This window comes from Myxacorys sp. (genome assembly GCF_059501405.1).
Genome location: NZ_JCACCM010000084.1, coordinates 1 through 21479, shown reverse-complemented (window position 1 = coordinate 21479; position 21479 = coordinate 1). Strand labels below are relative to the sequence as shown.

The following is a 21479-nucleotide window of genomic DNA, read 5'->3' as shown; positions in this document are numbered from 1 at the left end:
CTTGCGGGAAGCCGGAATCACGTTTCTTTGCTTAACCTCATTCTAGGAAGCCTGAAAGGCAAGCAATAGGACGATCGTCTAGGATCGTTGTACAATCCTGCAAACCTACACCCATTTCGATTTAAGCCACGCTAGATTTTTGTACAGGACTGGCACTGCTAAACCCTTTCTGAACTTGATGTGTCTACAAATCGATTTGAACAGGTATGAGAAATGAATACTGCAAGAACGAGTGAAAAGTCCGATAGAGCGTTGATGAATGACCCTCAGACAAAACGCGAGGCAGACCGAGCGCAAGCCAACCGAGCGGAACTAACGGAGCGAATTTCAGGGGCGATTCGTCAGGATGGAGCGATCGAGCCGCTGAAAGGATTACACTTCAACCGTTCCTCTTCCCCTTCGGAATGCTTTCATAGTGTCTCTATTCCTGCCTTTTGCATCATTGCTCAAGGCAGCAAAGAAGTCCTGTTGGGCAGCGATCGCTATCAGTACGATCCGATGCACTATCTGCTGGGAACGGTCGAACTGCCGATTGCCAGCCGAATTCTAGAAGCAACCCAGGAAAAACCGTACCTCGGCCTTCGTCTCGATCTCGACCCTACCCTCGTTGGCTCCGCCATGGTGGAGGCCGGCTATCCCTCAGCGCAACGGGGTGCCAGTGTAAAAGCGATCGATGTCAGTCCATTAGATGCAAATCTGTTAGATGCGGTGGTTCGGCTCGTCAGGCTGCTCGATTCCCCGACTGAAGCGCATGTGCTCGCACCCCTGATTAAACGGGAGATTATCTACCGACTCCTGATGGGAGAACAAGGGAATCGGCTGCGTCAGATTGCCGTTCTGGGTGGCTACACGCACCATATTGCCAAAGCCGTCGATCGACTTCGCAAAGACTTTAAGGAGCCGCTTCGGATTGAAAGCATCGCACGGGAGCTTGGCATGAGCGTCTCGGGCTTCCATCATCACTTCAAGTCGGTGACGGCCATGAGTCCCTTGCAGTTCCAGAAGCAACTACGGCTCCAAGAGGCGCGCCGTTTGATGCTGGGGCAAAACCTGGACGCGACCAGTGCGGCGTACCAAGTGGGGTATGATGATGCCTCTCACTTCAACCGAGAGTACAAGCGGCTCTTTGGTGCGCCACCAATGCGTGATGTAGAGCGACTGCGAGCACTGCCCACCTGAGTTCAACTTTTTGGTATTTGGGCTGGCTAAACCAATCAGGGGTAAACCTAGCGAGGCTACCGTCAGCCGCCATGATGACGCTGAAAACCTCGCTCTATAAATATTTCAGCGACTAGTTTTGATTCAAGAACAGATTGTGTCGTGAGAGGTGTAAAAACGTAAGAATTTTGCATTTTTCGACTTGAAACAGCCCAGTTGAAAACTTTGACTAGTACACCTTTGGACTATTTTAGTACTAAAAATTTCCAGAAACCGACTAGTACACCCCATCATTTTGGAGCGGATTGAACCCTAAAACCCGCATGATCTCGTTGTTTCGCTGCCACACAGCAGACTGTGTGAAAACTCGAAGCCTACGCCACATATAAACGACTTGGAAGAATTTAGGCGCTCCTCATAGCGCTTTTTCAATTCCTAACTCTAGTTTTCACACAGTCTGACACAGAGCAGAAGTTCAAAGATTACTGCTGACGAAGGAGTAAATCGTAAGACGCCTACTTCGCAGAGCTTTAAGGTTGATAAAGTTACTTAAGACTAAAACTGCGGCGTGAAGGCTCTACTGCATAAGCATTTCAACGCTCGCATGGCGGCTGACGGCAGCGTCGCTACTTTCACCCCTTAATGGTCGAATGCTCTACGGCGACTCCGCGCTCCGCCATCATCTCCTCTAAATCTCGGTAGCTCAAGGCCTAACGATAACACCAGTGCACATTCAGTAAGATGATTTCGGGCAAAAAGTGCCGCCATTTGAACAAGGAACCAGTCGTCATTTAGAGCAAGATTCAGAGAAAATTGAGCTTCCACACCGTACCATTTTTGCGAAACAACCGTGTACAAAGCCTACGCTTTACAACATCTACCCCTTCAGTTTCGCCATCATTGCGGTGTCATCCCAGTAAGATGATACCTTTTGAATCTTACCGACACCATTCATTTCAAAGATGCTAATTCCCTCTGCAGTGAAATGTCGATCGGTTTTTGTAACGACCTGCATTGTCCACTTCACTGCTGCCCCGTTCTTCACAAAGAAGATGTCGTCTTTTGATAGTTCTATCTTTTTAAACAAATTGGACAATATTTTAAAAAACTGCTCAGAATTCTTGTGTACCAGCTTGGGAGGAGTTCCAACAGGGTCATGAACGACCGCATCTTCAGCAAATATCTCTAACCAGCCCTTTGCATTCATCGCCGCCATGTTGTCAAAATAAATTGTTAACAACGACTCGATTTCCTTTGTTGATTCTTGCTGCTTACTCATGATTGTGTTCATGTTGATCACTCAAGTTAGGGAATAACGGTTGTGTTACAAAATGCTTTCGCTACGCCAACCACAATTTTCTGTTGTTGCAAGCTTCTCCTGTTTGATTAGTCATCATCAAAAATGGTGCAGTTGCCTTTGACCCTTCACCACTTGCCCCTGCTGCTGAAGCTGCACAACTTCTTCCATGTACACGGCTTTTCGATATTGGTCTCGCCTTTCTTACATATTGGGACAGGTTGGCATGTCCTCTCCAACGAGGAGCCTGGCGAGACTGGGCAGGGCCTCACCGTAAGTTGGATGAATGTGAACCGATTGTTCGAGTAATTGCCACGTTGCTTTTGCTTCCATCAGTGACAAAAAGACATGCACAATTTCAGCTGCTTCGTATCCCACCAGCGTTGCGCCTAAAATCAAATTCGTCTCGGTGTCGATGACCATGCTGTAGAAGCCTAGATCGTGCCCCCACTCAATACTGCGAGCGATGTGAGCCATCGGCAGGGTGACTTCTCGCGCAGAGATACCCTGTTTCTGAGCTTGCTCTAAGGTCATACCCACTCGACCCACTTGCGGCTCCGTGTAGACGGCGTAGCCTAACACTCGATCGTTGCGGCTCCGCTGTTCGCCACATAGAATCGCTTTCAAGCGGCGATAGTCTTCCCAAGAAACATGGGTAAACGCAGGCTGTTTTGCCGCATCTCCGATCGCATAAATTCCAGAATGAGTTGTTTGAAACTGATCGTCGATCTGAATAAACCCCTGTTCATCTAGTTCAACGCCTGTCACCGCAGCATTGAGTGCCCCAGTGTTCGGTTTGCGTCCAGTCGCAACCAGCAAGGCTTCTCCATCGAGTACTTCACCATTGTCTAGCGTGAGGGTAAACACACTGTTGGCATAAGCAACCTGCTTAACCATTGTGTTGAAATGCACTCCAATTTCGTCTTGCTTAAAGGCATCCAACAGCACCGCACTGACCTCAGATTCTTCTTGAGCCAGCAGGCGATCGCCCCGCACAATTAATTCGGTCTGGCTGCCTAAGCGTGCCATTCCCTGCCCTAACTCCAGGGCAATATAGCCGCCGCCGACCACGAGCAACCGGGGCGGAAGTTGCTGCAAATCAAAGAAATTTCGGTTAGTGAGATACGGCGTTCCTGCTAAACCGGGAATGTCGGGAATGGTAGAGGATGTGCCTGTGTTGATGACGACGATCGGAGCCTGTACCGTTACCCCACCGCCGCTGACGGTTCGCTCTCCAGTGAACGCAGCTTCAGCGCAAACGACTTTAACTCCTGCAATCTCTAACCGCCGTTTCGTGCCCTGATTAAACTGACCGCGAATACCCCGCACTCGCTCCATCACTGTCGGAAAATCGACTTCAACCTGCGCGTGGATGCCGAGCTTCCTGGCTTGTCGAGCGCGACCGGCGGCATGAGCAGCGGCCAAAAAGGCTTTAGAAGGTGTACAGCCATAGTTAATGCAACTGCCACCCAATGCATCGCGCTCAAATAGAACGACGTTCTTCCCGGCTTTGGCAAAGTCAACTGCGAGTGGAACTCCACCCTGACCGCTGCCAATCACAATTAAATCTACTGTTTCCATAGTTACCTCTGTAATGTTGATGAAATGAGCAATTGAATGGCATGAACGTCCTCAGAGCTTGTGTCAAAGCTAGGCTCCGGGCGGACCCAAAATTTCGTCACCAATCTCGGCAGAAATACGTTCAAATAGTGCTATGTCTGGCGTTGCTGTTTCATCGTATGTGCCGACAGATGCAATTAGCCGAGCAAAGCTACTGGGCGCAGCAACAACCAATCCACGAGCAGGTCGATCGGTGAATACGCCGATCGCGTGCGGTGTGCCAGGAGCAATCAAAAAGCTTTCACCAGCACTGAGTACCAACTTGTTCTCACCTGCCCAAACCGTGAACTCCCCTTCTAGCACATAGAGTTGTTCGGAATAGCGCGTATGCCGATGGAGCGGTGTTTGTGTACCCGGTGGAAAGTAGCCTTCAATCAGATCGTACTGCCCCCCAGTTGTGGTGTGATCGGCAAGGATATTGAGGCGAGAACCAAAAAGCCAGAAAGATTGTGTCATGAGATTACTCCAATTCCTGCGTGAGTTAGTGAATGGGAAATGTCTGCTGTCAAGCGCCGCTTCAAAGATTTTCAACTCAGCCTTGATTGATCCAAACTTGCGGTCTTTCCAACTAACGCACTGACCTGAAGGCTGCACGAATCTCCTCAGAAAAAAGTTGTGGCTGCTCCCACGCTGCGAAGTGACCGCCCTTATCGACTTCATGAAAGTAGATGAGATTGCGAAAGGCGCGCCGAGCCCACGTTTCTGGAGCTCGATATATTTCCCCGGGAAATACCGTGATCGCGACCGGAAGCGAGATCTCGTCGGTCTTCTGCGCGGCTGCATTCAAGAGGCTGCTCTTGTTCTCCCAGTACAGCCGAGCTGACGAGACGGCACTGTTTGTTAGCCAGTACAGCGTGATGTCGTCCAGCACCTCATCTTTCGTTGGGGATTTTTCGGCATGGCTGCTGCTTGTCCACTGCGCGAAACCTGGATGCCCGAGCAGCCATGCTGCAAGCCCAGCGGGCGAGTCTGTCAGCCCGTACCCGATCGTTTGTGGACGTGTGCCCATCATCACGGCGTAGGCTCGATCTTTCTGATTGAATATGTTGAGTGAGTCAAACGCTGCACGTTCTTGCTCGGAGAGTGCCGCTGGGGCGGGTCTGCCACTGGCGAGCACCGCTGCCACCTCGGGTGGAATCGTTGCTGGCAAGTTGATGTGGATGCCGAGTAATCCTGCTGGTGCTTGGCGGGCCATTGCGCTGGTGATAGGGGATCCCCAGTCGCCCCCTTGAGCGACGTAGCGGGTGTACCCGAGGCGCTGCATCAGTTTCGTCCAGGCTCGCGCGATGTGGTCGGGGTCCCAGCCGGTACCCGTCGGCTTGCCGGAGAAGCCATAGCCGGGAAGTGACGGGATGACCAGGTCAAAGGCATCCTCCGCACGCCCTCCATAGGCTGTCGGGTCAGTCAGCGGACCAATAACCTTTAGTTGTTCAAGTACTGATCCGGGCCATCCATGGGTGATGATCAACGGCAAAGCATTCGGATGTTTGGAACGGATGTGGATAAAGTGAATGTCCAATCCATCGATGTTCGTTATAAATTGCGGTAAGGCATTCAGCTTCGCCTCGGCTTTGCGCCAGTCGTAGTCCGTTCCCCAGTAGCGGATGAGATCCTGCATGGTCGCTAGTTGGACACCCTGCGATTGGTCGGTGACAGTCTCCTTGTTAGGCCAGCGGGTTGCTGAAATGCGTTGGCGGAGATCGTAGATCGCCGCTTGAGAAACCTGGACGTGAAAGGGGCGGATGGTATTGTTTTCAGTCGAGATTGCCTCCGCAACTTGGTCTACCCTGGTCTGGACAGATTGCTGCGCCAGCACGCGAATGGGCAGTACCAGGAACACGGTTGCTGCAAAGAGCGCAATGAGGAGTCGCGAGAACAGGACAAAGACACGTGCAGTGCGGGTTCTGGTTTTGTAGCGTACTTTTTTCAGTTTGGTCATGATGTTCTCTCTTTGCTGCAAATGGTCCGTTCCAAAACTCAGCTCACCCCGATCAGTAACCGTCAACTTCGACGACGGCTTCTGCAAACTCCCGTGGCGCTTCTTGCGGCAGGTTATGCCCGACGCCACTATTGATGACCCGATGTGTGTATTTGCCTGAGAATTTCCTGGCGTAGGAATTGGCATCCGGGTGTGGTGCGCCGTTGGCGTCACCTTCGAGCGTGATGGTAGGTACGGTGATTACTGGAGCTTCGGCAAGACGCTTCTCAAAGTCGTCGTATTGTGTTTCGCCTTCAGCCAGACCGAGCCGCCAGCGGTAGTTGTGGATGACGATGCCAACGTGATCTGGATTGTTGAAGGACTCGGCGCTGCGATCGAATGTTGCGTCATCAAAGTGCCATTGTGGTGAAGCAAGCTGCCAGATGAGCTTGTTAAAGTCATGCTGATATTGTTCATAACCAGCGCAGCCCCGCTCCGTCGCAAAATAAAATTGATACCACCATTGGAGTTCGGCTTGCGGCGGCAGTGGGGTCTGGTTGGCTTCAGGGCTGCCGATCAAATAACCGCTTACAGAGACAAGTGCCTTGCACCGTTCGGGCCAGAGTGCCGCGATAATGTTGGCAGTACGCGCACCCCAATCAAACCCAGCAAGGATCGCCTTCTCGATCCTGAGCGCATCCACCAAAGCGATAATATCGACTGCAAGTGCCGACTGCTGCCCGTTGCGGAATGTCTCGCTCGAAAGAAAGCGTGTCGTACCATAGCCGCGCAGATACGGAATGATCACCCGGTATCCCGCTGACGCTAACAGAGGGGCGACATCGACATAGCTGTGAATGTCGTAGGGCCATCCATGCAGGAGGATGACTGGACGGCCGTTGACGGGACCCGCTTCAGCGTATCCAACATTCAAGACACCAGCATTGATCTGCTTGAGTGAGCCGAATGATGAATTTGTCCCCGACTGAATTCTAGACAGAGTGGCTGATTCTGTTTGGCTTGATTGAGCATTGGCAGAACCGAATCGACCGAGTTGTGTCGCCGCAATGGTCATGACTGCAGTGCCTAAAAAGCGACGGCGTTGATGGTTAGTTTTATCGGACATTTTCTAATCCTGTTCGCCGATTGTTTGGGCATAGGTTTTGCCGTAAGGGTAGAAGAGGTTTTTTTGTCCTTCCTGCCAGGCCGCTTTCAGCTCAGGTGTGGTGATGTCCCAATCCGGGCGGCATTTCCTAAGAACGGCGCGCAGGTCTTGGCGCAACTCTTCCAGAGTGGGTCGCCCGAAGAACCAGTAGCCCATGTAGACTTTGTAGATAATTAGACCCGGTTCCAGGACGATCGTGTAGGGGATCATGGGATTGTGCAGAGGGTCTGTATATTCGGCGATGTCGAGGTCTTTTTGGATTTTGTGTCCTGCGTCAGAAAGAAAGGGCCAGTGGGCACCAACGCCGCTGCGATATTCATTCGTCTCGGTGATGTTGTCGGTGCTGATCGTGACCAGTCGGCAGTAGCCGACCTCAATCTCACGGTGGAGTTGAACCAGTCCTTCAGCCTGCCTTCGGTCCTTGGGGCAGTACCCGCCACGGCTAAGGACAAGCACCATCGGATGTTGACCTTGCAGATCGGAGAGCTTCCGGCGCTTCGCGGTGTGATCGGGCAGTTCGTAGTCGGGGAAGACCGCTCCTGGAATAATGTCAGAGCGCATTTGAAATCCTCCTAGATATTTTCATGAACGTTGTCTAGGCATTCTAGAGATCGATTACCGTGTCTTCCTGTGGGCGCGAGCAGCAAATCAATAGGTTCCCAACTGCCGGAGCATTGAGCGGTTCGGGGTCATAGTTCACCAATCCAGAAATCAGTCCAGACTCGCACATGGGGCAAACTCCAGTTAGCGCACTGGAACATCACAAGCTTCGGCAAGTCCCAATAGGCGTAAGAATCCATCTGGTAGACAGACACATCCCGCTGCTCGCCACCGTGACCCGCCAGATCGCCTTGGGCATCGCCATCAATGTTGAGCTTTCCTGTTCAGGTTTTTCATGGGGACGGAGAGACGGTGGTTGCGGTGCTCAGGGATTCCTCCGGCGGTCGCTGTAGAAGCGGTCACTCAATTGGCGGTCGCCGTACTTGCAAGTGGGGTCACTGGCGTCGTTGTCGCGGAAATGTGAAAGACCTCCTCCATATAGCGATCGGCTGCGGCTACGGCATTCTCAGGACTGCTGCCGTTCTGACGTGCGCTCAGGTAAGGCGCGTACCAGTCCGACCAGTGGTGCTCGGCGTGCGTCTTCTCGTAGTGGTCGTGGTGCTCCGCCGTCTCACGCAGGAGATTTGCCAGGGTTGGGATGTCTGTAGCGGGTGCCTGTGTCACCGTCCACTCGCGGCCAGGAAGTCGTTCCGTAATCTCCTGGAGCAGCCATTCGTTCCCGTCCGGATCTTTGAATGAGGCAAACGAGAAGTAGGAACGGCCTTGTGGGTCGCGCCCGCCGCCGCGCGGGTTCTCCACAGCGTTGTTGAAGGGTCCGTCAGCGTAGTGGAAGACCTCACTGACATCGACACCGTGCGCGATCAAGGCGGCGCGGGTAGCGTCGAGGTTGTCCACGACCAGAACCAAGTTTTGCGCCGAGCCGGATGGGTCCGGCGTGACTCCTTTGCCGAAGATGATCGATGCTTCCGAGTTGGGTGGCGTCATCTGCACACCACGGAAGTCGCCGTCTACCACATCAATGTCGACGCGCCAGCCGAGATTCTCGTAGAATGCCCTCGCCCGATCGACGTCAGAAACGTTGAACAACACGAGTTCGAGTTTCATGTCTGGACTGTTTACTTGATTGCTACTCATCTTGTGCTCCTTTCGGTTGTTAGGTTTGCTGTTCAAATTGGTTATCCTTCATTCTTCTGCGATCGCCTGATTTAGACCACTCAAGTTCGTTGAGTTAAACCGCCACTTAATTGTCAGCCTGGTGTCCGACGACCGCGTAGCTTCCGTTCCACCAGCCCGTGACGATCGCCGCATACTCGTCGGACGCCTCCTCCCACGTGTAGTGCCCCGCATCGAGGACGGCGAGTTTGCTTGCGGGCAGCCGTTCGTGGAGATACTCCGCGTTGACCAGGGGCACGAGCGGGTCTCGCCGACCGGCGATGATCAGCACTGGCGTCCGAATACCGGGTAGCCGCTCTTGCAGAACCGGCAGATCCGTCGGAAAGTTGCGCACGTAGCGCATCGATTCGGCGAAGCGCTTGCCCTCATAGGAAGAGAGGTAGTCCTCGCGGGCAATGTCCGAAGGAGCGCGCTCGATCCTTCCCATTGCCCTGGTGACAATCTGTCGCCCGTCGGTGCGGCGGTATGGTTCGAGGTCAGGAGCCTCGACCAACTCCTTGAGCACTACGCCCAGTTGCAGCGGCACTGCCGCCCCCCCGCTCCCGACCACGAGGCTACGGAACCGTCCCGGCTGGAGGGCAGCGGCGAAAAGCGCAGCACTGGTGGCGATGTCATGACCGATGACGTGCGGCTGCTCTAGCCCAAACGCATTGGCAAGGCGCAGAACGAACTCGCCCATTGCGTGCGGAGCCAGGAGTGTGTCGCGGCGCTCGGAGTGTCCAAAGCCTGGGAGATCCACCGCCACGAGGTGGGCGTGCTCAGCAAGCCGCGACCAAGTCGGCTCGAACGCGTATAGGCTCTCCGGCCACGGACTAAGGAGGAGAGCATGCACACCCCGCCCTGGGTCCTCACTCTCGGCGTAGCGGATAGACAGCCCGTCAACGGTGCGGAATTGCGGCTGGATGGACGGGTGCAACGAGACGGTCAGGGGTTCCCTCATCGCATTGCTATCAAATGCCTGTCCGCTGTTTGGTTGCGTCATACCTGATTGAGTCATCGTGTCCTTCCTTTGAGTGGTGTTGGATTTTTTGGGTTTATGCGTGGACGAGCCAACTGGTGGAGCGATCGCAATGTCAAGCCGGGACTTGACTCCGCGTAAATTCAGTGGCGTTCAGTTTCACGAAATCGTACACACTCGTCGTCGGCTTACCAGTCAGCTTGAACAGGTCATCCGTCAGGCGGTCATACCGTCCTTGCTGATGAAGTTCGGCCATTACCGCGAGGTGGTTGAGGAGGTGTGTGGGCACCCCAAATTGACGCAGCGTCTCAGTCCACGCAGAGAGCGGCACATCCCGATAGCGAATCGTGCGACCGAGTGCTTGGGAAAAGATGTGCGCATAGTGATCCAGATCCGCCGACTCAAAACCGGTCAGATTGTAAACCTGACCAATATGCGGGGCAGGGTCATCGAGGATTGCGGCAATGGCGTGCGCTACATCAACTGCGGAGATCGGCGAGGTCTTGCCATGACCCAGCGACAGCGCCAGTTCATCGTTGTCTCGGACTCCAGCAGCAGCGAGACGCAGGAAAAAGCTTTCGAGAAAGACTGTTGGTCGCACCGTGACCACTGGGAGTCCTGACCATGCCAATGCTTGTTCCGCCAGCCAATGCAACTTGTGCTGCGGGCTGTCCGTGGTCTCGGTAATGCTCATCTGCGTTACCGTCATCTGCGACATGTTGACGAACGCCTCAACGCCGTGATACTTCGCCACCGCAGCAGTGTTGACCGTGGCTTCGAGATACGCTGGCGAAACCGACATGCCGAAATAGATGCGCGCCACCCCTGCGATCGCCCGGTGCATTGAGTCCAGATCGGTCAGATCGCCCTGCACAACCTCAGCTCCGAGCTGGCGCAGGCTCTCAGCGCGTTCATCCTCTCGCCGAACCAATGCTCGCACCTTGTACCCCTTGTCGAGCAGCATTGCGGTGAGGTTACGGCCAATAGCACCGAGGTCGCCAGATGCTCCGGTGACGAGGATGGAGCTGTCATGTGTGGATTTCGTCATAGTCATCTACCTCTTAATTGCGTGATTACCCGAACGTGAACGCAAACGCCTCTACACCAGAATCCAGAAACTCGATCTCGAACTGGCGATCGCGGATCGGCTGCGACTGTCGAATTAGTTGGTACAACCGCTGTTCGGTCACCGTGCCTTTGCCTCGCTCATCAACATCCAGTCCGTGAGCTGTGAGTGGTGGCTGTCCATCCAGGAGCACGCGAAACCGCACAGATGTTCCTCGCTCGACGGGTCCCATGACGAGATGCAGATCGCGGGCGTGGAAACGGTACGCAGTCTGTCCACCGGACTGGTTCAGGACAACGGCTTGTCTGCTGATCGTCCAATCACCCGCAAGTGCCCATTGATTCCGTTGCAGTTGCGCCGGGGCGGTATAGGAATGAGGCTTGTTTAACACTGCCCCACCGGGAGACGCAAAATGCTCCGTTCTGTCGTGCCCGAGGTAGTTTTCTGGCGATTTGAGGCTGCTCCAATCGGCGGCAACTTCAAAACCACGAGCCGCAACTTCGACCATTTCCTGCCCGACAGAGCCAGTTCCAGCCTCAGACAAGAGCTGTTGAATCACCCGTTCCGATCGCTCGTAATCGCCCTCGCCGAAGTGGTGATGCCGAATGCGTCCCTGCCGGTCGATGAAATAAAGGGCTGGCCAATAATGGTTCTCGAACGCGCGCCACACTGCATAATCGTTGTCCACGGCGATCGCATAGTCAATTCTCATATCCATCAAAGCGCGACGGACATTATCAATATTCTTCTCGAATTCAAACTCCGGCGTATGTACACCGATTACGACAAGTCCCTGATCCTGATACGTCTCGGCCCACGCACGCAGATACGGAAGTTGGCGCAGCCAATTGATGCAGGTATACGTGCAGAAGTTAATCAGCACGACTTTTCCGAGCAGTTCATCCGCTGTTAATGGATGTGAATTAAGCCAGGCGATCGCGCCAACCAGAGGCGGCGATTCGCCTTCAATCGGTAACTCAGCCGTTGCTGACGTAGTGTTTTGGATGGTGCATCCAATCATGCCAAGCTGAGTGGCAGCAATCGTTTTAAGCATGGTTGTTAGAAAAGAGCGGCGATTAGAATTGATCCTTTTGGACATGTGCTGACCTCCCCATAACGGTGTTGCGAGAGGTACAGTGAATTAAAAAACTTCGGCAATCCTCTCCTCGACAATCTCGCGTGCACCATTAGCATCGGGGTATGCAATGCGTTCGTGAACGTGTAATGCGGGTGTCCGATCGATCAACAGGCTGAGCAGTTCGGGGCGGCTGTAGTGCCCGCGGGCATCCATCAGCCGCTTGCGAGCATCGATTTGGGCAAAGTCAAGTTCGGCAATTACTTCGCCTTCGCCCACTTTGAGCGGCTCACCGATGATCTGACCGTCCGGAGCCACAATGGCGGTGAAGCAACCGCCAGAAATCGGTCCGATCGCGCAACCCGTATCCTTCATGATCTGAGCCTGCTGATCGGCATCGAGCCACGCGGTCGCACAGACGACAAAGCAGGCAGACTCAAGGGCGTGCTGGCGGACGTTAATTTCTGCTTGCTCCGCGAACAGCGGACCCGCGAATGATCCGGGATACATTGCCGAGTGGATTTGCTCACCATCGGCGATCAGGGCGTACCGTGCCAAAGGATTGTTATGCTCCCAGCAGGCCAGTTGCCCAATGCGCCCAACGGTGCTGTTGATGGCACGCAGACCCGAGCCGTCACCCTGACCCCAGAGTATCCGCTCGTTATAAGTCGGCGTGGTTTTGCGGCGGCGCTGGATTAGTGTCCCGTCTGCGTCGAAGAGAAGCTGCGTATTGTAGATCGAGCCACCGTCGCGCTCATTGACGCCGATCGAAACGACCATGTTTGCTTCTTTGGCGGCTTCGGCGATCGCCCGAGTTTCAGCAGACGGCACCGTAACCGACTCTTCAAGCAACCGCAGATGTTCCTTTGCCAATGCGAACGGGGCTAGCACATAGGAGAAGTAGGGATAATAGGGAATGATGGTCTCGGGGAAAGTTGCGAACTGGACGCCTTGTTTGCCCAACTCACGGATTTTCTTCACAACCTTCTCGACGGTACCCTCCCGGCTATACAGCACGGGACTAATCTGCACGGCGGCGGCTTTAACGTTCATAATTTACTGTCAATACCAGGTGATAAAACGATTTCCGGTAACAGCCGGTTTCTTACAAACAGCCAAACAATCAGATGAGTCTGATAGGTCTCAGCGCAGTGATCGGAACGCCGCCCTGAGTTCCTGAGTAAAAATCGTTGGCTGCTCCCACGCTGCGAAGTGGCCGCCCTTTTCCGCTCGGTTGTAGTAGATAAGCTTGGGATAAGCCTGCTCGGTCCAGCTTCGGGGAGCTTCATATTGTTCGCCGGGGAAGACGGTCACAGCCACCGGAATGGAAACGCCCTTGGTGTTGAAAAAACCACCCTTATACTCCCAATAGAGACGAGAGGCAGAGACCCCCGTGTTCGTCAACCAATAGAGCGTGATGTTATCGAGGATCTCGTCACGCGTCAGTTCGCCCGTGGCGCTCGTGGTTCGATCCAGGGCCGAGACGACTGCCGCCGCTGGCTGACCGTCGGCATCATTGTGATCAAGAAGCCAGGCAGCGAGACCGACAGGTGAATCCGCAATGCCGTACAAGGTTTGCGGGCGCGCCGCCATGAATTTCGCGTATTCAACTTGCTTGAACGTTCTGACCAACTGCTCGTAGGCACGCTCTTCGTCAGATGAGAGACTGGATGGTGCTGGACTGCCAGATAGCAGAGCCTTGTCAACGTCCTCTGGAACGGTAGCAGGCATGTTGGTGTGGATGGCGAGCAATCCCGCAGGTGCTTGCAAGCCCATCTGGTCAACGACAAAGGCACCCCAGTCACCGCCCTGGGCAACATAGCGGCTATAGCCCAAACGCTTCATCAACACGTCCCAGGCTCGACCCATACGCTCCGGACCCCAGCCAGTAGTGGCTGGCTTGCCAGAGAAGCCGTAGCCAGGCATCGACGGAATCACCACATGGAAAGCGTCTGATGCATTTCCGCCATGTGCTGTGGGATTAATCAATGGCTCAATAATCTTTAGCTGCTCGATGATTGAGCCGGGCCATCCGTGGTTGATGATAAGCGGCAACGCATTTTCATGCTGTGAACGAACGTGAATAAAGTGAATGTCTAGTCCATCGATCTTGGTGATGAATTGCGGTAGGGCGTTCAGCTTTGCCTCGACCTTGCGCCAGTCGTAATCTGTTGCCCAATAGCGCGCGAGTTCCTGCATCGTTGCGAGCTGCACGCCCTGCGACTGGTCGGTGACAGTTTCTTTTTCGGGCCATTGCGTCGCTGTGATGCGGCGACGGAGGCCAGCGATCGCCTCTTGCGACATGTTGACGCGGAAGGGACGGATTGCAGTTGGGTCGGTGGGCGAGGTTGCGGGTTGAGTTGTGGCGGTCTCCTTTGGGTTTGCGTTGCTCGATTGTGCATTTGCAGAACCGAATCGACCGAGTTGTGTCGTTGCAATAGTCATAGCCGCAATGCCTAAGAAGCGGCGGCGTTGATGGTTGATTTTTTCAAGCATTGACTTTTCTCCAATTAGACTGAACTAAGGTTATGTATTGTCTGCCCACATGACTCAGCTCTGCTGGTGGGCGAGTTTTGGGTTTCGCTGCTCGCCCGATCGTTCAATGCAGCGAGAAAAAGGCGATCGGTGCCAGCAGTTCGTTACTGATGTTCTGTATGAGTGAACTGTCCTGCCTGCTGCACCAAAGCTCAAAGCGGACTTGCATACTCCTACTCCGACGATGTGAACTGGGGATGGAGGTTTCGTTAGTGCGCTCCGGCGCTGTTGTGATCAGGGATAGTGAATGTCTGCGTCACCACCTGTCCAGGGAAAACGTGCTTTAATTGAGTCAGCTACTTGGTTCAGATGTGGGTATTGGTCTAACTCAGAAAAAGCGGTTTGACTCTGATGTGGCTGAATTCTCATCACGTAACCGACACTACGCACAGTGTGGATCAAATGTTTTGCCCCTTGTGCTTCTAGCTTGATTCGCAAGTATCGAATATAGACATCAATCACATTAGAACTAGCAAAACTTTCATAACCCCAGACATTCTCTAGAATTTGATTACGGGTTAATACCTGATTCGGATATTGCATTAAATATTCCAGCAAGTCGAACTCTTTCGCAGTCAGTTCAATTTCTTGATGGCGATAGTAAACCTGTCGTGCTTTTCGATCGAGAATAAGCTGCTCAAACTGGAGAAGATGAGTTGCTTTTGATCCTTGTCTCAAGTGGGCCCGAATTCTGGCGATCAGTTCTTCGATCGCGAAGGGGTTGCTCAGACAATCATTAGCCCTAGCGTCTAGACTCATGACTCGTTCAGCAACTTGCCCTTCATGGGTTAATGCAACGATGGGGACATCATTGTAAGTTGAGCGCAGGCGACAACAAAATTCAATGCAGGAAACTTCAGGGAGATTCCAACCCACAATAATCAAATGTGGATTGGTTTGACGAGCTGCTAATAATCCACTGATGCCATCCTCCGCCAAGCTAACTTGATAATCTTCGCAGTTCAGTTCTTGCGCGATGAGTTGAGCAAATTGACGGTCATTTTCAACGAGTAGAACGTGCGGTTTTACTGCTTTTATCACAGTCTTATGAACAGGGTTTCTAGTATTGATTTGAGAAATGGTTTGTAGCATCTTAAAGCTCTGTAGATTGCGTTTACAAACAAATGCTGAATGAAGGTTTGTTATGTATTATTTGCCCGCATTGTTCAGTTGTGAGAGCGAGGAGCCATCTGTATGCCAGATGCTATGGGTTTGAGTTCCGTCGTTTTCCCCGATGAAATGAACATTGGGAAAAACATATGCTCTGCACGAGCGGATTGTCCTTCTAAGTTTCGATATAGATTGCAATTCACTCAGGGCAGGTCAGTGAGGAATGCACTCCAACCACTCCTCACAGGCTGCCTCATGAAATAGGTGAGCGGGCTACTCTCGCTAATCAACGTCGTTCAGAACCCAAACTGGCGGATGCCATTCTGATCGCCTTATCTGGAAAGAACAGGAAAAGCCTTTTCTATGTAACGGTCAGCGGCTGCCGCTGCCTCTTCTGAACTGCTGCCATTCTGACGTGCACTTAGATAGGGTGCATACCAGTCCCACCAGTCATGCTTGGCGTGAGTTTTCTCGTAGGGGTCGTGGTGCTCTGCCGTTTCTCGGAGAAGAGTTGCAAGGGTTGCAACGTCTGTTTGTGGAGAGTCCCACAGACGACCAGGAAGCCGCGTTATGATTTCCTGGAGTAGCCAGAGGTTCCCGTCCGGGTCCTCAAATGAGGCAAAGGAGAAGTAGGAACGACCTTGCGGGTCGCGACCGCTGACGCGTGGGTTCTCCACGGCGTTGTTGAAGGGACCGCCAGCATAGTGGAAGATTTCACTCACGTTGACACCACGATCGATCAAGTCTTTGCGAGCGGCATCGAGATCGTCCACGGCGAGGACCAGGTTTTGCACTGAGCCAGAATTGTTTGGAGTGACCCCCTTACCGAAGATGATTGAGGCGTCCGAGTTGGGCGGCGTCACATGCACGTTGCGGTAGTTGCCTTCCGCGATGTCGATGTCGAGCCGCCAGCCAAGATTCTCGTAAAATGCTTTCGTGCGGTCAACGTCGGCAACGTTGAACACTACGACTTCGAGCTTCATGTTTGGACTGTTTACGTGATTGCTGCTCATTTTGTTCTCCTTTTGGTTGGTAAGTTTGTTGTTCAAGTTGATTACGTTTCATTCTTCTGCGATCGCCCCCTGCACACCACTCAAGTTCTTTGAGTTAACCCGCAACTTAGATGTGCATTTGTCCATGAAAAGTGCAGGGATTCTATTGCGCGACTAAGTCTGTTTTTACGGTGGTTTGTAGCTGGTGTTCGAGCTGTAGAATTTCCGCTGCTCGCTCCCCAATAATCACGCAGGGAGCCATCGTGTTGCCGTTCGTGATTCGCGGCAGAATCGATCCATCCGCAATCCGGAGATTGTCGATTCCATACACTTTCAAGTTGCTATCCACCACCGACATCGAATCTCGACCCATCTTCGCGGTGCAGGTTTCGTGCCAAAAACTCGTCGCCGCATCTCGAATAAAGCGTTCAAGTTCGGCCCCTTTCAAATTACCTGGCATTACTTCACGCTTGACGAACGGACGAAGCGGAGCGGAGTTACCGACTTCGCGACAAAGTTCTACACAAGCGATCGCGGTTTTGAGATCATCTGGGTCAGACAGCGTGTTGGCATCAATCAGAATCGGGTCGGATGGATCGGCTCCCGTCAGGCGCAGACGACCTCGGCTTTTGGGGTGCACGATCGCTCCAAATAACGTCCAGCCCGCATCAGGCAGCCCAAACCGGAGGGCATTCTCAGCACTGGTTTTTGGCACCTCGGCTTGACAGACAAATAAGTCTGGACTGTCAAGCCCGGACTGGCTCGTCGAGAAGAAGATTGCCTCGGACAAGTTGTTTCTGGGTTCGATCTCGGTTTGATATTCCCAAGCACAATCAAAGGCAACGTGGTTGTACAGTGCCAAATTAAACGACATCGAGACAAATTCGTGTCGCTGAGTAAACCCCTCGCTGTTGCAGGGTTGCAGAGAGAGTTTGCTTAGCAGCCTAGCCTTAGGTCAGCAGGATTGCCAAGCTGGCTTGAGGCGGAAAAGCAAGCCAGACCTAGCCTTGCTCCTTTGGCGACACTAATGTGTCTTCACGGCAAATAATAAGTCACTGTACAACAAAACCTACAATCTTCGATTTTAGAGTTGAACTAGTCCCTGAATGGGTACTGTCCTTTTTGCCTGAACAGGTTATGAATGAATTACATCTGAATCTGTGTATCGCTCAGAGACTATTAAGACTGCTTTGAATGCAAAGCTTCGCTACAGCTAATTGTCTTGGTTCGTTCCCGCACAAGGAGTTTTTCTATGAGTCGCTTCACTTCTCAACCCTCGCTCCTGAAACTATCTCGATTGTTAACCTTGGTATCTGTCTGCACGATCGCGGGTGGAATCAGCCTGCTCGGACGATCGCTCCCCGCTCAAGCACAAGAGTCTGCTGATATTTGTCAAGCCCGTACCAAATACGTCAAAGCCGGAGATTGGGAAACCCTGGAATCTTACTGGAATGCTACAGGACATGGATATTTCCGTGCGCCAGCAAATGCTCAAATTAAGGTTCGCTACGGCGCGGGTAGCATCTTTGGTAAAGACCGACAAAAGCAGACGCTGAATGGCAATCTCGTGAAATCGCTAGAGATTGGGGCCTGGTCTGTTGCCTATGCTCGAATGCAAATCAAAGTTCCTCAAAATACCAATGTTAGCTACTTAGCTTGTAGCGGTGGTGTTGCTAAATCCTTACCCCCCATCAACTTTTAACCCGAGTTCAATCAAACGCCACAATTTATTCCGATTACAGAGGCCTATCATGATGCAATTGCTGTGGCAATCCCTGCGCCAATCGTTTACCCCATCAGCTAATCAGACTGTCGATCAACGTCAACGCTCTACTTCAGGTTTTGGAACTCTTACAAAGGTCGCGCTGATCGCATTGGCGGTAGGAGCGGTATCAAGGCCTGCACAGGCGTTCGACACCGGACACCATTTCGATCTAACTCGCGAAGCGATGCAAGACCAGGGCTTTGGAAACACGGCGATCGAAGTCGCCCAACTCGAAAACTGGTTAACCGACTACTACAGCAGTAGCCCAACGTCATCCATTAAGAGTGAAGTTGGGCTACTGCACTTCGATAATCTGTTGAATACGCAGCAAGTGAGCAATTATTGGGGGCATTTCACCATCAACACTCGCAACGCTGTGCAACAAGCAACCCGCGATCGAGATGCGCTCAAGCTACTAACGGTTATGGGTATTTCTCTCCATGCCGTTCAAGATTTTTATACTCATTCCAACTGGGTTGAACTGCGGGGCTATTCTTCATCTTTGTACCAAACGGCAAGCTGGTTTGATGCGCCTCCTTCCTCCTCACAAAATGTCTTTACTGGCGTTGCCTCTTCATTTCCGGGGACTCCTCCACCGGATCATCCAAAACACGGAGGCTACGATGATGGTTTGAATAAAGACGAGTATGGCAAACCGCTCTGGGACCAAGCTTACGTCTATGCCTTTACTGCTTCCCGCGAGTGGGTGAATGCTATCCAAACCTGGGTGAGCGAAGTAGATCCGAGTTTTTGGTCAACGGTACGATCGTTTAACGTCACAGGGGGCGATCGCTCAAAGCTTAATGATGATTTGGAGGCGTTGTATCGTATCTCTGAATGGGTCAAAGATGGCAGCGATGATGGACACTGGAAAGGTCGAGGCAGTGGTAGCCGCTCTGAATTTCTAGCGTTTGCTGCCGCATGGGTAGCAAAACCGGATGGTCGATTTGTATCGGAATTTAAAGATAAGAAGACCTATCGCCTGCTGAGTAATGGATTAACAGGCAATACGCCGCCCACGACTGCGGTACCAGTAGTTCCCAAATTGGCGACCAATCACCGTGCTGTTATTGTCAGAACGCTCAAAGTTGCAGAAAAAAATGATGTGGGAACGTTTGAAACAAAAATCGACCCATTAGGTAAAGCTGACTTCTTCGCCAGAATTACGGTTGCTGGACAACCCTTTACAGAAGCGATGCAACTTGATCGCTCTAGTGTCACACCAGCATGGACAACGATCAAATTTGTTCCCAATTCACTTGCCCAAGTGCCCATTCGGTATCAACTTTGGGATGAAGATGGGGTCGGGCGAGGCGACGACGATCACGTTGACATTAATCCCCGTGCTGGAACCCGAGATTTAAATCTCACGTTCGTTGTGAACAACCATAATTTGTCCGGGGATGTGACTGGTATTTACGATGCTCAAGTTAATCCACTTAATATCGCAGGGGCTAAACCTGACGGCGATCGTGGAGTTTTACAGTTTTATGTCACAGAGCGATCGCTCCAGCCTGCTCCAACAAACGGCAGGTTTGAAAATAGAAATCAACGTCAGGATGTGTTTCAGCCTTAACGTGAGTTTTGGTCCGATTGCTAGTGCACCGAGCAAAGCTCGGCTCTGCCAGCCGGGGGAAGAAACCGGCACCGAAAGCCTTGGTCAGGCATCGGGTACCGAGTGTTGCGTCGGCAGTAGTAACGCGGCCGGCGAGGTTGTGTCGCAAAAATAGTAAGGTGTGAAAGCTCAATTTTCTCTAGCCTTGCTCTAAATGACGACTAATTCCCGGTTCAAATGGCGGCACTTCGTGCGATTCGTTGCTGGCTAAATTAATAAGCGAGCCAAGGCATGTCTGCCTTGAACTCTGACTCGATGGAGGTGAAAGCCCTCCCTTCTCAAGTTCGGAATGACTCAAGACCTACCCACAGTGACCAGGCTCGGAACCCTGGAGGCTGAAGCTGGGAATAGGACGCAATCAGAGAGCGTGTGTATCGCTCACCCTGGCGTTACAGGAGTCCCCAGGATGAAACAGAGCCTAGAAAAGCGCCCTACGCCAAAGCAGGAATACACCTTAAAACCCCTGACTTTGTTAGAGCAATGACCCGCTAACTTGAGAAGTGGAGATTAGCAGAACTTCGGGTTTCTAACGGGCGAAGTGGCTCCATCTACCGGGACAACCAATCGAGTGAGGGAACGAATAAAAACGCAAACCAGGTCTGGGGAAGCAGTCGAACCCCCAGTAGGTGAGACGAGACACGGAATTCCTGAATTGCGGGTAGGACGGGGCGTCATTGCCCTGAGGTTAGCAGAACACAACGGTCAACGGTGAGCATGATTAGGCACATAGGCAACTATCGTGAATCGTGGAAGAGCCTAGCGTGGAAGAAATTCCGCAAGAATCTGTTCCGCCTCCAATGTCGGTTGTGGAAAGCGGTTAGAGCAGGAGACACCAGAAAAGCTCGCAACCTGCAGAAGCTGATCCTAAACTCTCAGAGTGCAAGATGGTTAGCCATCCGTCAGGTAACCCAGCTCAATACTGGGAAAAAGACGGCGGGTGTTGATGGCAAATCAAGCCTGACTTTTAAGGAACGATTTGAACTGGAGAGCCTTCTCAAGAGCGAAGCATTGCAATGGAAACATCAAAAGCTACGGGAAATTCCAATTCCGAAACGAGATGGAACAACCCGGATACTCAAGGTGCCGACCATTGCCGATAGAGCATGGCAAAAGCTGGTGCATTATGCCCTAGACCCAGCCCACGAAGCGACCTTCCATGCCAGAAGCTATGGCTTCCGTCTGGGAAAGAGTGCTCATGACGCTCAACGAGTTCTATTCCTCAACCTGTCCTCTAACAAAGATGGATTGAATAAGAGAATCTTAGAACTCGATATCGAGAAATGCTTCGACCGCATCCGGCATGGAAAGATGATGGAAAAACTGATCCTTCCTCAAGCGTTCAAAACCGGAATTTGGAGATGTCTCAAAGCCGGAATCACTCCTGAGTTTCCTAACCAAGGAACCCCTCAGGGTGGTTGTCGTGCGCTACGAAGCGCAGTGTGGTAATTCTCATAAGGAGGTAAATAACCAA

The 21479-nt window shown here is 52.5% G+C and carries 21 protein-coding genes and 1 pseudogene; 5 read left to right on the top strand and 17 right to left on the bottom strand.

From position 1 onward, the window contains the following. Positions 1 to 213: 213 nt before the first annotated feature. Positions 214 to 1179 carry an AraC family transcriptional regulator gene (locus AC5I6P_RS08920; RefSeq protein WP_495693396.1) on the top strand — a complete coding sequence of 322 codons (966 nt, stop codon included), beginning with the start codon at positions 214 to 216 and terminating at the stop codon, positions 1177 to 1179. 620 nt (positions 1180 to 1799) lie between these two features. On the opposite strand, the pseudogene AC5I6P_RS08915 reads toward AC5I6P_RS08920, so the two are convergent. The 10 genes and pseudogenes from AC5I6P_RS08915 to AC5I6P_RS08870 all read right to left on the bottom strand — a co-directional run. Continuing rightward, positions 1800 to 1949 (bottom strand): annotated as a pseudogene (locus AC5I6P_RS08915) (IS6 family transposase); the annotation flags it as partial. Positions 1950 to 2035: 86 nt separating this feature from the next. Beyond that, on the bottom strand, positions 2036 to 2437 hold the full coding sequence (locus tag AC5I6P_RS08910; RefSeq protein WP_495693395.1) for a nuclear transport factor 2 family protein: 402 nt from the start codon (positions 2435 to 2437) through the stop codon (positions 2036 to 2038). Positions 2438 to 2659: 222 nt separating this feature from the next. Further along, a complete protein-coding gene (locus AC5I6P_RS08905) occupies positions 2660 to 4036 on the bottom strand; it encodes a dihydrolipoyl dehydrogenase family protein (RefSeq protein ID WP_495693394.1) in 1377 nt (458 codons plus the stop codon). A gap of 69 nt (positions 4037 to 4105) precedes the next feature. Further along, positions 4106 to 4531: a cupin domain-containing protein gene (locus AC5I6P_RS08900; RefSeq protein WP_495693393.1), complete on the bottom strand. Its 426-nt coding sequence runs from the start codon at positions 4529 to 4531 to the stop codon at positions 4106 to 4108. A 112-nt stretch (positions 4532 to 4643) separates the two neighbouring features. Then, complete coding sequence (locus tag AC5I6P_RS08895; RefSeq protein ID WP_495693392.1) at positions 4644 to 6014, bottom strand: epoxide hydrolase family protein; 1371 nt, start codon at positions 6012 to 6014, stop codon at positions 4644 to 4646. Between the two features lie 52 nt (positions 6015 to 6066). Continuing rightward, positions 6067 to 7119, bottom strand: a complete 1053-nt coding sequence (locus AC5I6P_RS08890; RefSeq protein ID WP_495693391.1) for an alpha/beta fold hydrolase — start codon at positions 7117 to 7119, stop codon at positions 6067 to 6069. 3 nt (positions 7120 to 7122) lie between these two features. Then, complete coding sequence (locus AC5I6P_RS08885) at positions 7123 to 7719, bottom strand: peroxiredoxin family protein (RefSeq protein WP_495693390.1); 597 nt, start codon at positions 7717 to 7719, stop codon at positions 7123 to 7125. Positions 7720 to 7762: 43 nt separating this feature from the next. After that, a complete protein-coding gene (locus AC5I6P_RS08880) occupies positions 7763 to 7888 on the bottom strand; it encodes a hypothetical protein (RefSeq protein WP_495693389.1) in 126 nt (41 codons plus the stop codon). A gap of 233 nt (positions 7889 to 8121) precedes the next feature. Further along, positions 8122 to 8853 carry a VOC family protein gene (locus AC5I6P_RS08875; RefSeq protein WP_495693388.1) on the bottom strand — a complete coding sequence of 244 codons (732 nt, stop codon included), beginning with the start codon at positions 8851 to 8853 and terminating at the stop codon, positions 8122 to 8124. Between the two features lie 106 nt (positions 8854 to 8959). Then, a complete protein-coding gene (locus tag AC5I6P_RS08870; RefSeq protein ID WP_495693405.1) occupies positions 8960 to 9724 on the bottom strand; it encodes an alpha/beta fold hydrolase in 765 nt (254 codons plus the stop codon). On the opposite strand from AC5I6P_RS08870, the gene AC5I6P_RS08865 reads away from it, so the two are divergent. Further along, on the top strand, positions 9719 to 9880 hold the full coding sequence (locus AC5I6P_RS08865; protein WP_495693406.1) for a hypothetical protein: 162 nt from the start codon (positions 9719 to 9721) through the stop codon (positions 9878 to 9880). The two genes, AC5I6P_RS08870 and AC5I6P_RS08865, sit on opposite strands and share 6 nt — an antisense overlap. 85 nt (positions 9881 to 9965) lie before the next feature. Here AC5I6P_RS08865 and AC5I6P_RS08860 read toward each other — a convergent pair whose 3' ends face one another. The 7 genes from AC5I6P_RS08860 to AC5I6P_RS08830 form a co-directional block, all read right to left on the bottom strand. Next, entirely contained in the window at positions 9966 to 10898 is a 933-nt protein-coding gene (locus tag AC5I6P_RS08860) for an SDR family NAD(P)-dependent oxidoreductase (protein ID WP_495693387.1), read from the bottom strand. Positions 10899 to 10923: 25 nt separating this feature from the next. Then, positions 10924 to 12015 (bottom strand): redoxin domain-containing protein, encoded by a 1092-nt coding sequence (locus AC5I6P_RS08855; protein WP_495693386.1) that lies wholly within the window; start codon positions 12013 to 12015, stop codon positions 10924 to 10926. A 42-nt stretch (positions 12016 to 12057) separates the two neighbouring features. Next, positions 12058 to 13044: a nitrilase-related carbon-nitrogen hydrolase gene (locus AC5I6P_RS08850; RefSeq protein WP_495693385.1), complete on the bottom strand. Its 987-nt coding sequence runs from the start codon at positions 13042 to 13044 to the stop codon at positions 12058 to 12060. Between the two features lie 90 nt (positions 13045 to 13134). After that, positions 13135 to 14487 (bottom strand): epoxide hydrolase family protein, encoded by a 1353-nt coding sequence (locus AC5I6P_RS08845; RefSeq protein ID WP_495693384.1) that lies wholly within the window; start codon positions 14485 to 14487, stop codon positions 13135 to 13137. Between the two features lie 273 nt (positions 14488 to 14760). Next, complete coding sequence (locus tag AC5I6P_RS08840; RefSeq protein ID WP_495693383.1) at positions 14761 to 15618, bottom strand: response regulator transcription factor; 858 nt, start codon at positions 15616 to 15618, stop codon at positions 14761 to 14763. A 350-nt stretch (positions 15619 to 15968) separates the two neighbouring features. Further along, on the bottom strand, positions 15969 to 16685 hold the full coding sequence (locus AC5I6P_RS08835) for a VOC family protein (protein WP_495693382.1): 717 nt from the start codon (positions 16683 to 16685) through the stop codon (positions 15969 to 15971). Between the two features lie 106 nt (positions 16686 to 16791). Then, a complete protein-coding gene (locus tag AC5I6P_RS08830) occupies positions 16792 to 17502 on the bottom strand; it encodes a GMC oxidoreductase (protein ID WP_495693381.1) in 711 nt (236 codons plus the stop codon). Positions 17503 to 17880: 378 nt separating this feature from the next. On the opposite strand from AC5I6P_RS08830, the gene AC5I6P_RS08825 reads away from it, so the two are divergent. From AC5I6P_RS08825 to AC5I6P_RS08815, 3 genes are all read left to right on the top strand, one after another. Further along, positions 17881 to 18330 (top strand): hypothetical protein, encoded by a 450-nt coding sequence (locus AC5I6P_RS08825; RefSeq protein ID WP_495693380.1) that lies wholly within the window; start codon positions 17881 to 17883, stop codon positions 18328 to 18330. Positions 18331 to 18379: 49 nt separating this feature from the next. After that, complete coding sequence (locus tag AC5I6P_RS08820; protein ID WP_495693379.1) at positions 18380 to 19969, top strand: hypothetical protein; 1590 nt, start codon at positions 18380 to 18382, stop codon at positions 19967 to 19969. 753 nt (positions 19970 to 20722) lie between these two features. Next, the gene (locus AC5I6P_RS08815) at positions 20723 to 21454 is read left to right on the top strand and encodes a reverse transcriptase N-terminal domain-containing protein (RefSeq protein ID WP_495693378.1); all 732 of its coding nucleotides are present in this window, start codon (positions 20723 to 20725) and stop codon (positions 21452 to 21454) included. Positions 21455 to 21479: the final 25 nt, after the last annotated feature.

Bases quoted from the DNA above. Each gene is read 5' to 3' on its own strand.
- AC5I6P_RS08875 (WP_495693388.1), bottom strand. From the start codon at position 8,853: ATGAGTAGCAATCAAGTAAACAGTCCAGACATGAAACTCGAACTCGTG.
- AC5I6P_RS08910 (WP_495693395.1), bottom strand. From the start codon at position 2,437: ATGAGTAAGCAGCAAGAATCAACAAAGGAAATCGAGTCGTTGTTAACA.
- AC5I6P_RS08885 (WP_495693390.1), bottom strand. From the start codon at position 7,719: ATGCGCTCTGACATTATTCCAGGAGCGGTCTTCCCCGACTACGAACTG.
- AC5I6P_RS08895 (WP_495693392.1), bottom strand. From the start codon at position 6,014: ATGACCAAACTGAAAAAAGTACGCTACAAAACCAGAACCCGCACTGCA.
- AC5I6P_RS08900 (WP_495693393.1), bottom strand. From the start codon at position 4,531: ATGACACAATCTTTCTGGCTTTTTGGTTCTCGCCTCAATATCCTTGCC.
- AC5I6P_RS08830 (WP_495693381.1), bottom strand. From the start codon at position 17,502: ATGTCGTTTAATTTGGCACTGTACAACCACGTTGCCTTTGATTGTGCT.
- AC5I6P_RS08820 (WP_495693379.1), top strand. From the start codon at position 18,380: ATGATGCAATTGCTGTGGCAATCCCTGCGCCAATCGTTTACCCCATCA.
- AC5I6P_RS08840 (WP_495693383.1), bottom strand. From the start codon at position 15,618: ATGCTACAAACCATTTCTCAAATCAATACTAGAAACCCTGTTCATAAG.
- AC5I6P_RS08825 (WP_495693380.1), top strand. From the start codon at position 17,881: ATGAGTCGCTTCACTTCTCAACCCTCGCTCCTGAAACTATCTCGATTG.
- AC5I6P_RS08880 (WP_495693389.1), bottom strand. From the start codon at position 7,888: ATGTGCGAGTCTGGACTGATTTCTGGATTGGTGAACTATGACCCCGAA.
- AC5I6P_RS08855 (WP_495693386.1), bottom strand. From the start codon at position 12,015: ATGTCCAAAAGGATCAATTCTAATCGCCGCTCTTTTCTAACAACCATG.
- AC5I6P_RS08890 (WP_495693391.1), bottom strand. From the start codon at position 7,119: ATGTCCGATAAAACTAACCATCAACGCCGTCGCTTTTTAGGCACTGCA.
- AC5I6P_RS08865 (WP_495693406.1), top strand. From the start codon at position 9,719: ATGCACACCCCGCCCTGGGTCCTCACTCTCGGCGTAGCGGATAGACAG.
- AC5I6P_RS08860 (WP_495693387.1), bottom strand. From the start codon at position 10,898: ATGACGAAATCCACACATGACAGCTCCATCCTCGTCACCGGAGCATCT.
- AC5I6P_RS08920 (WP_495693396.1), top strand. From the start codon at position 214: ATGAATACTGCAAGAACGAGTGAAAAGTCCGATAGAGCGTTGATGAAT.
- AC5I6P_RS08850 (WP_495693385.1), bottom strand. From the start codon at position 13,044: ATGAACGTTAAAGCCGCCGCCGTGCAGATTAGTCCCGTGCTGTATAGC.
- AC5I6P_RS08905 (WP_495693394.1), bottom strand. From the start codon at position 4,036: ATGGAAACAGTAGATTTAATTGTGATTGGCAGCGGTCAGGGTGGAGTT.
- AC5I6P_RS08815 (WP_495693378.1), top strand. From the start codon at position 20,723: ATGATTAGGCACATAGGCAACTATCGTGAATCGTGGAAGAGCCTAGCG.
- AC5I6P_RS08845 (WP_495693384.1), bottom strand. From the start codon at position 14,487: ATGCTTGAAAAAATCAACCATCAACGCCGCCGCTTCTTAGGCATTGCG.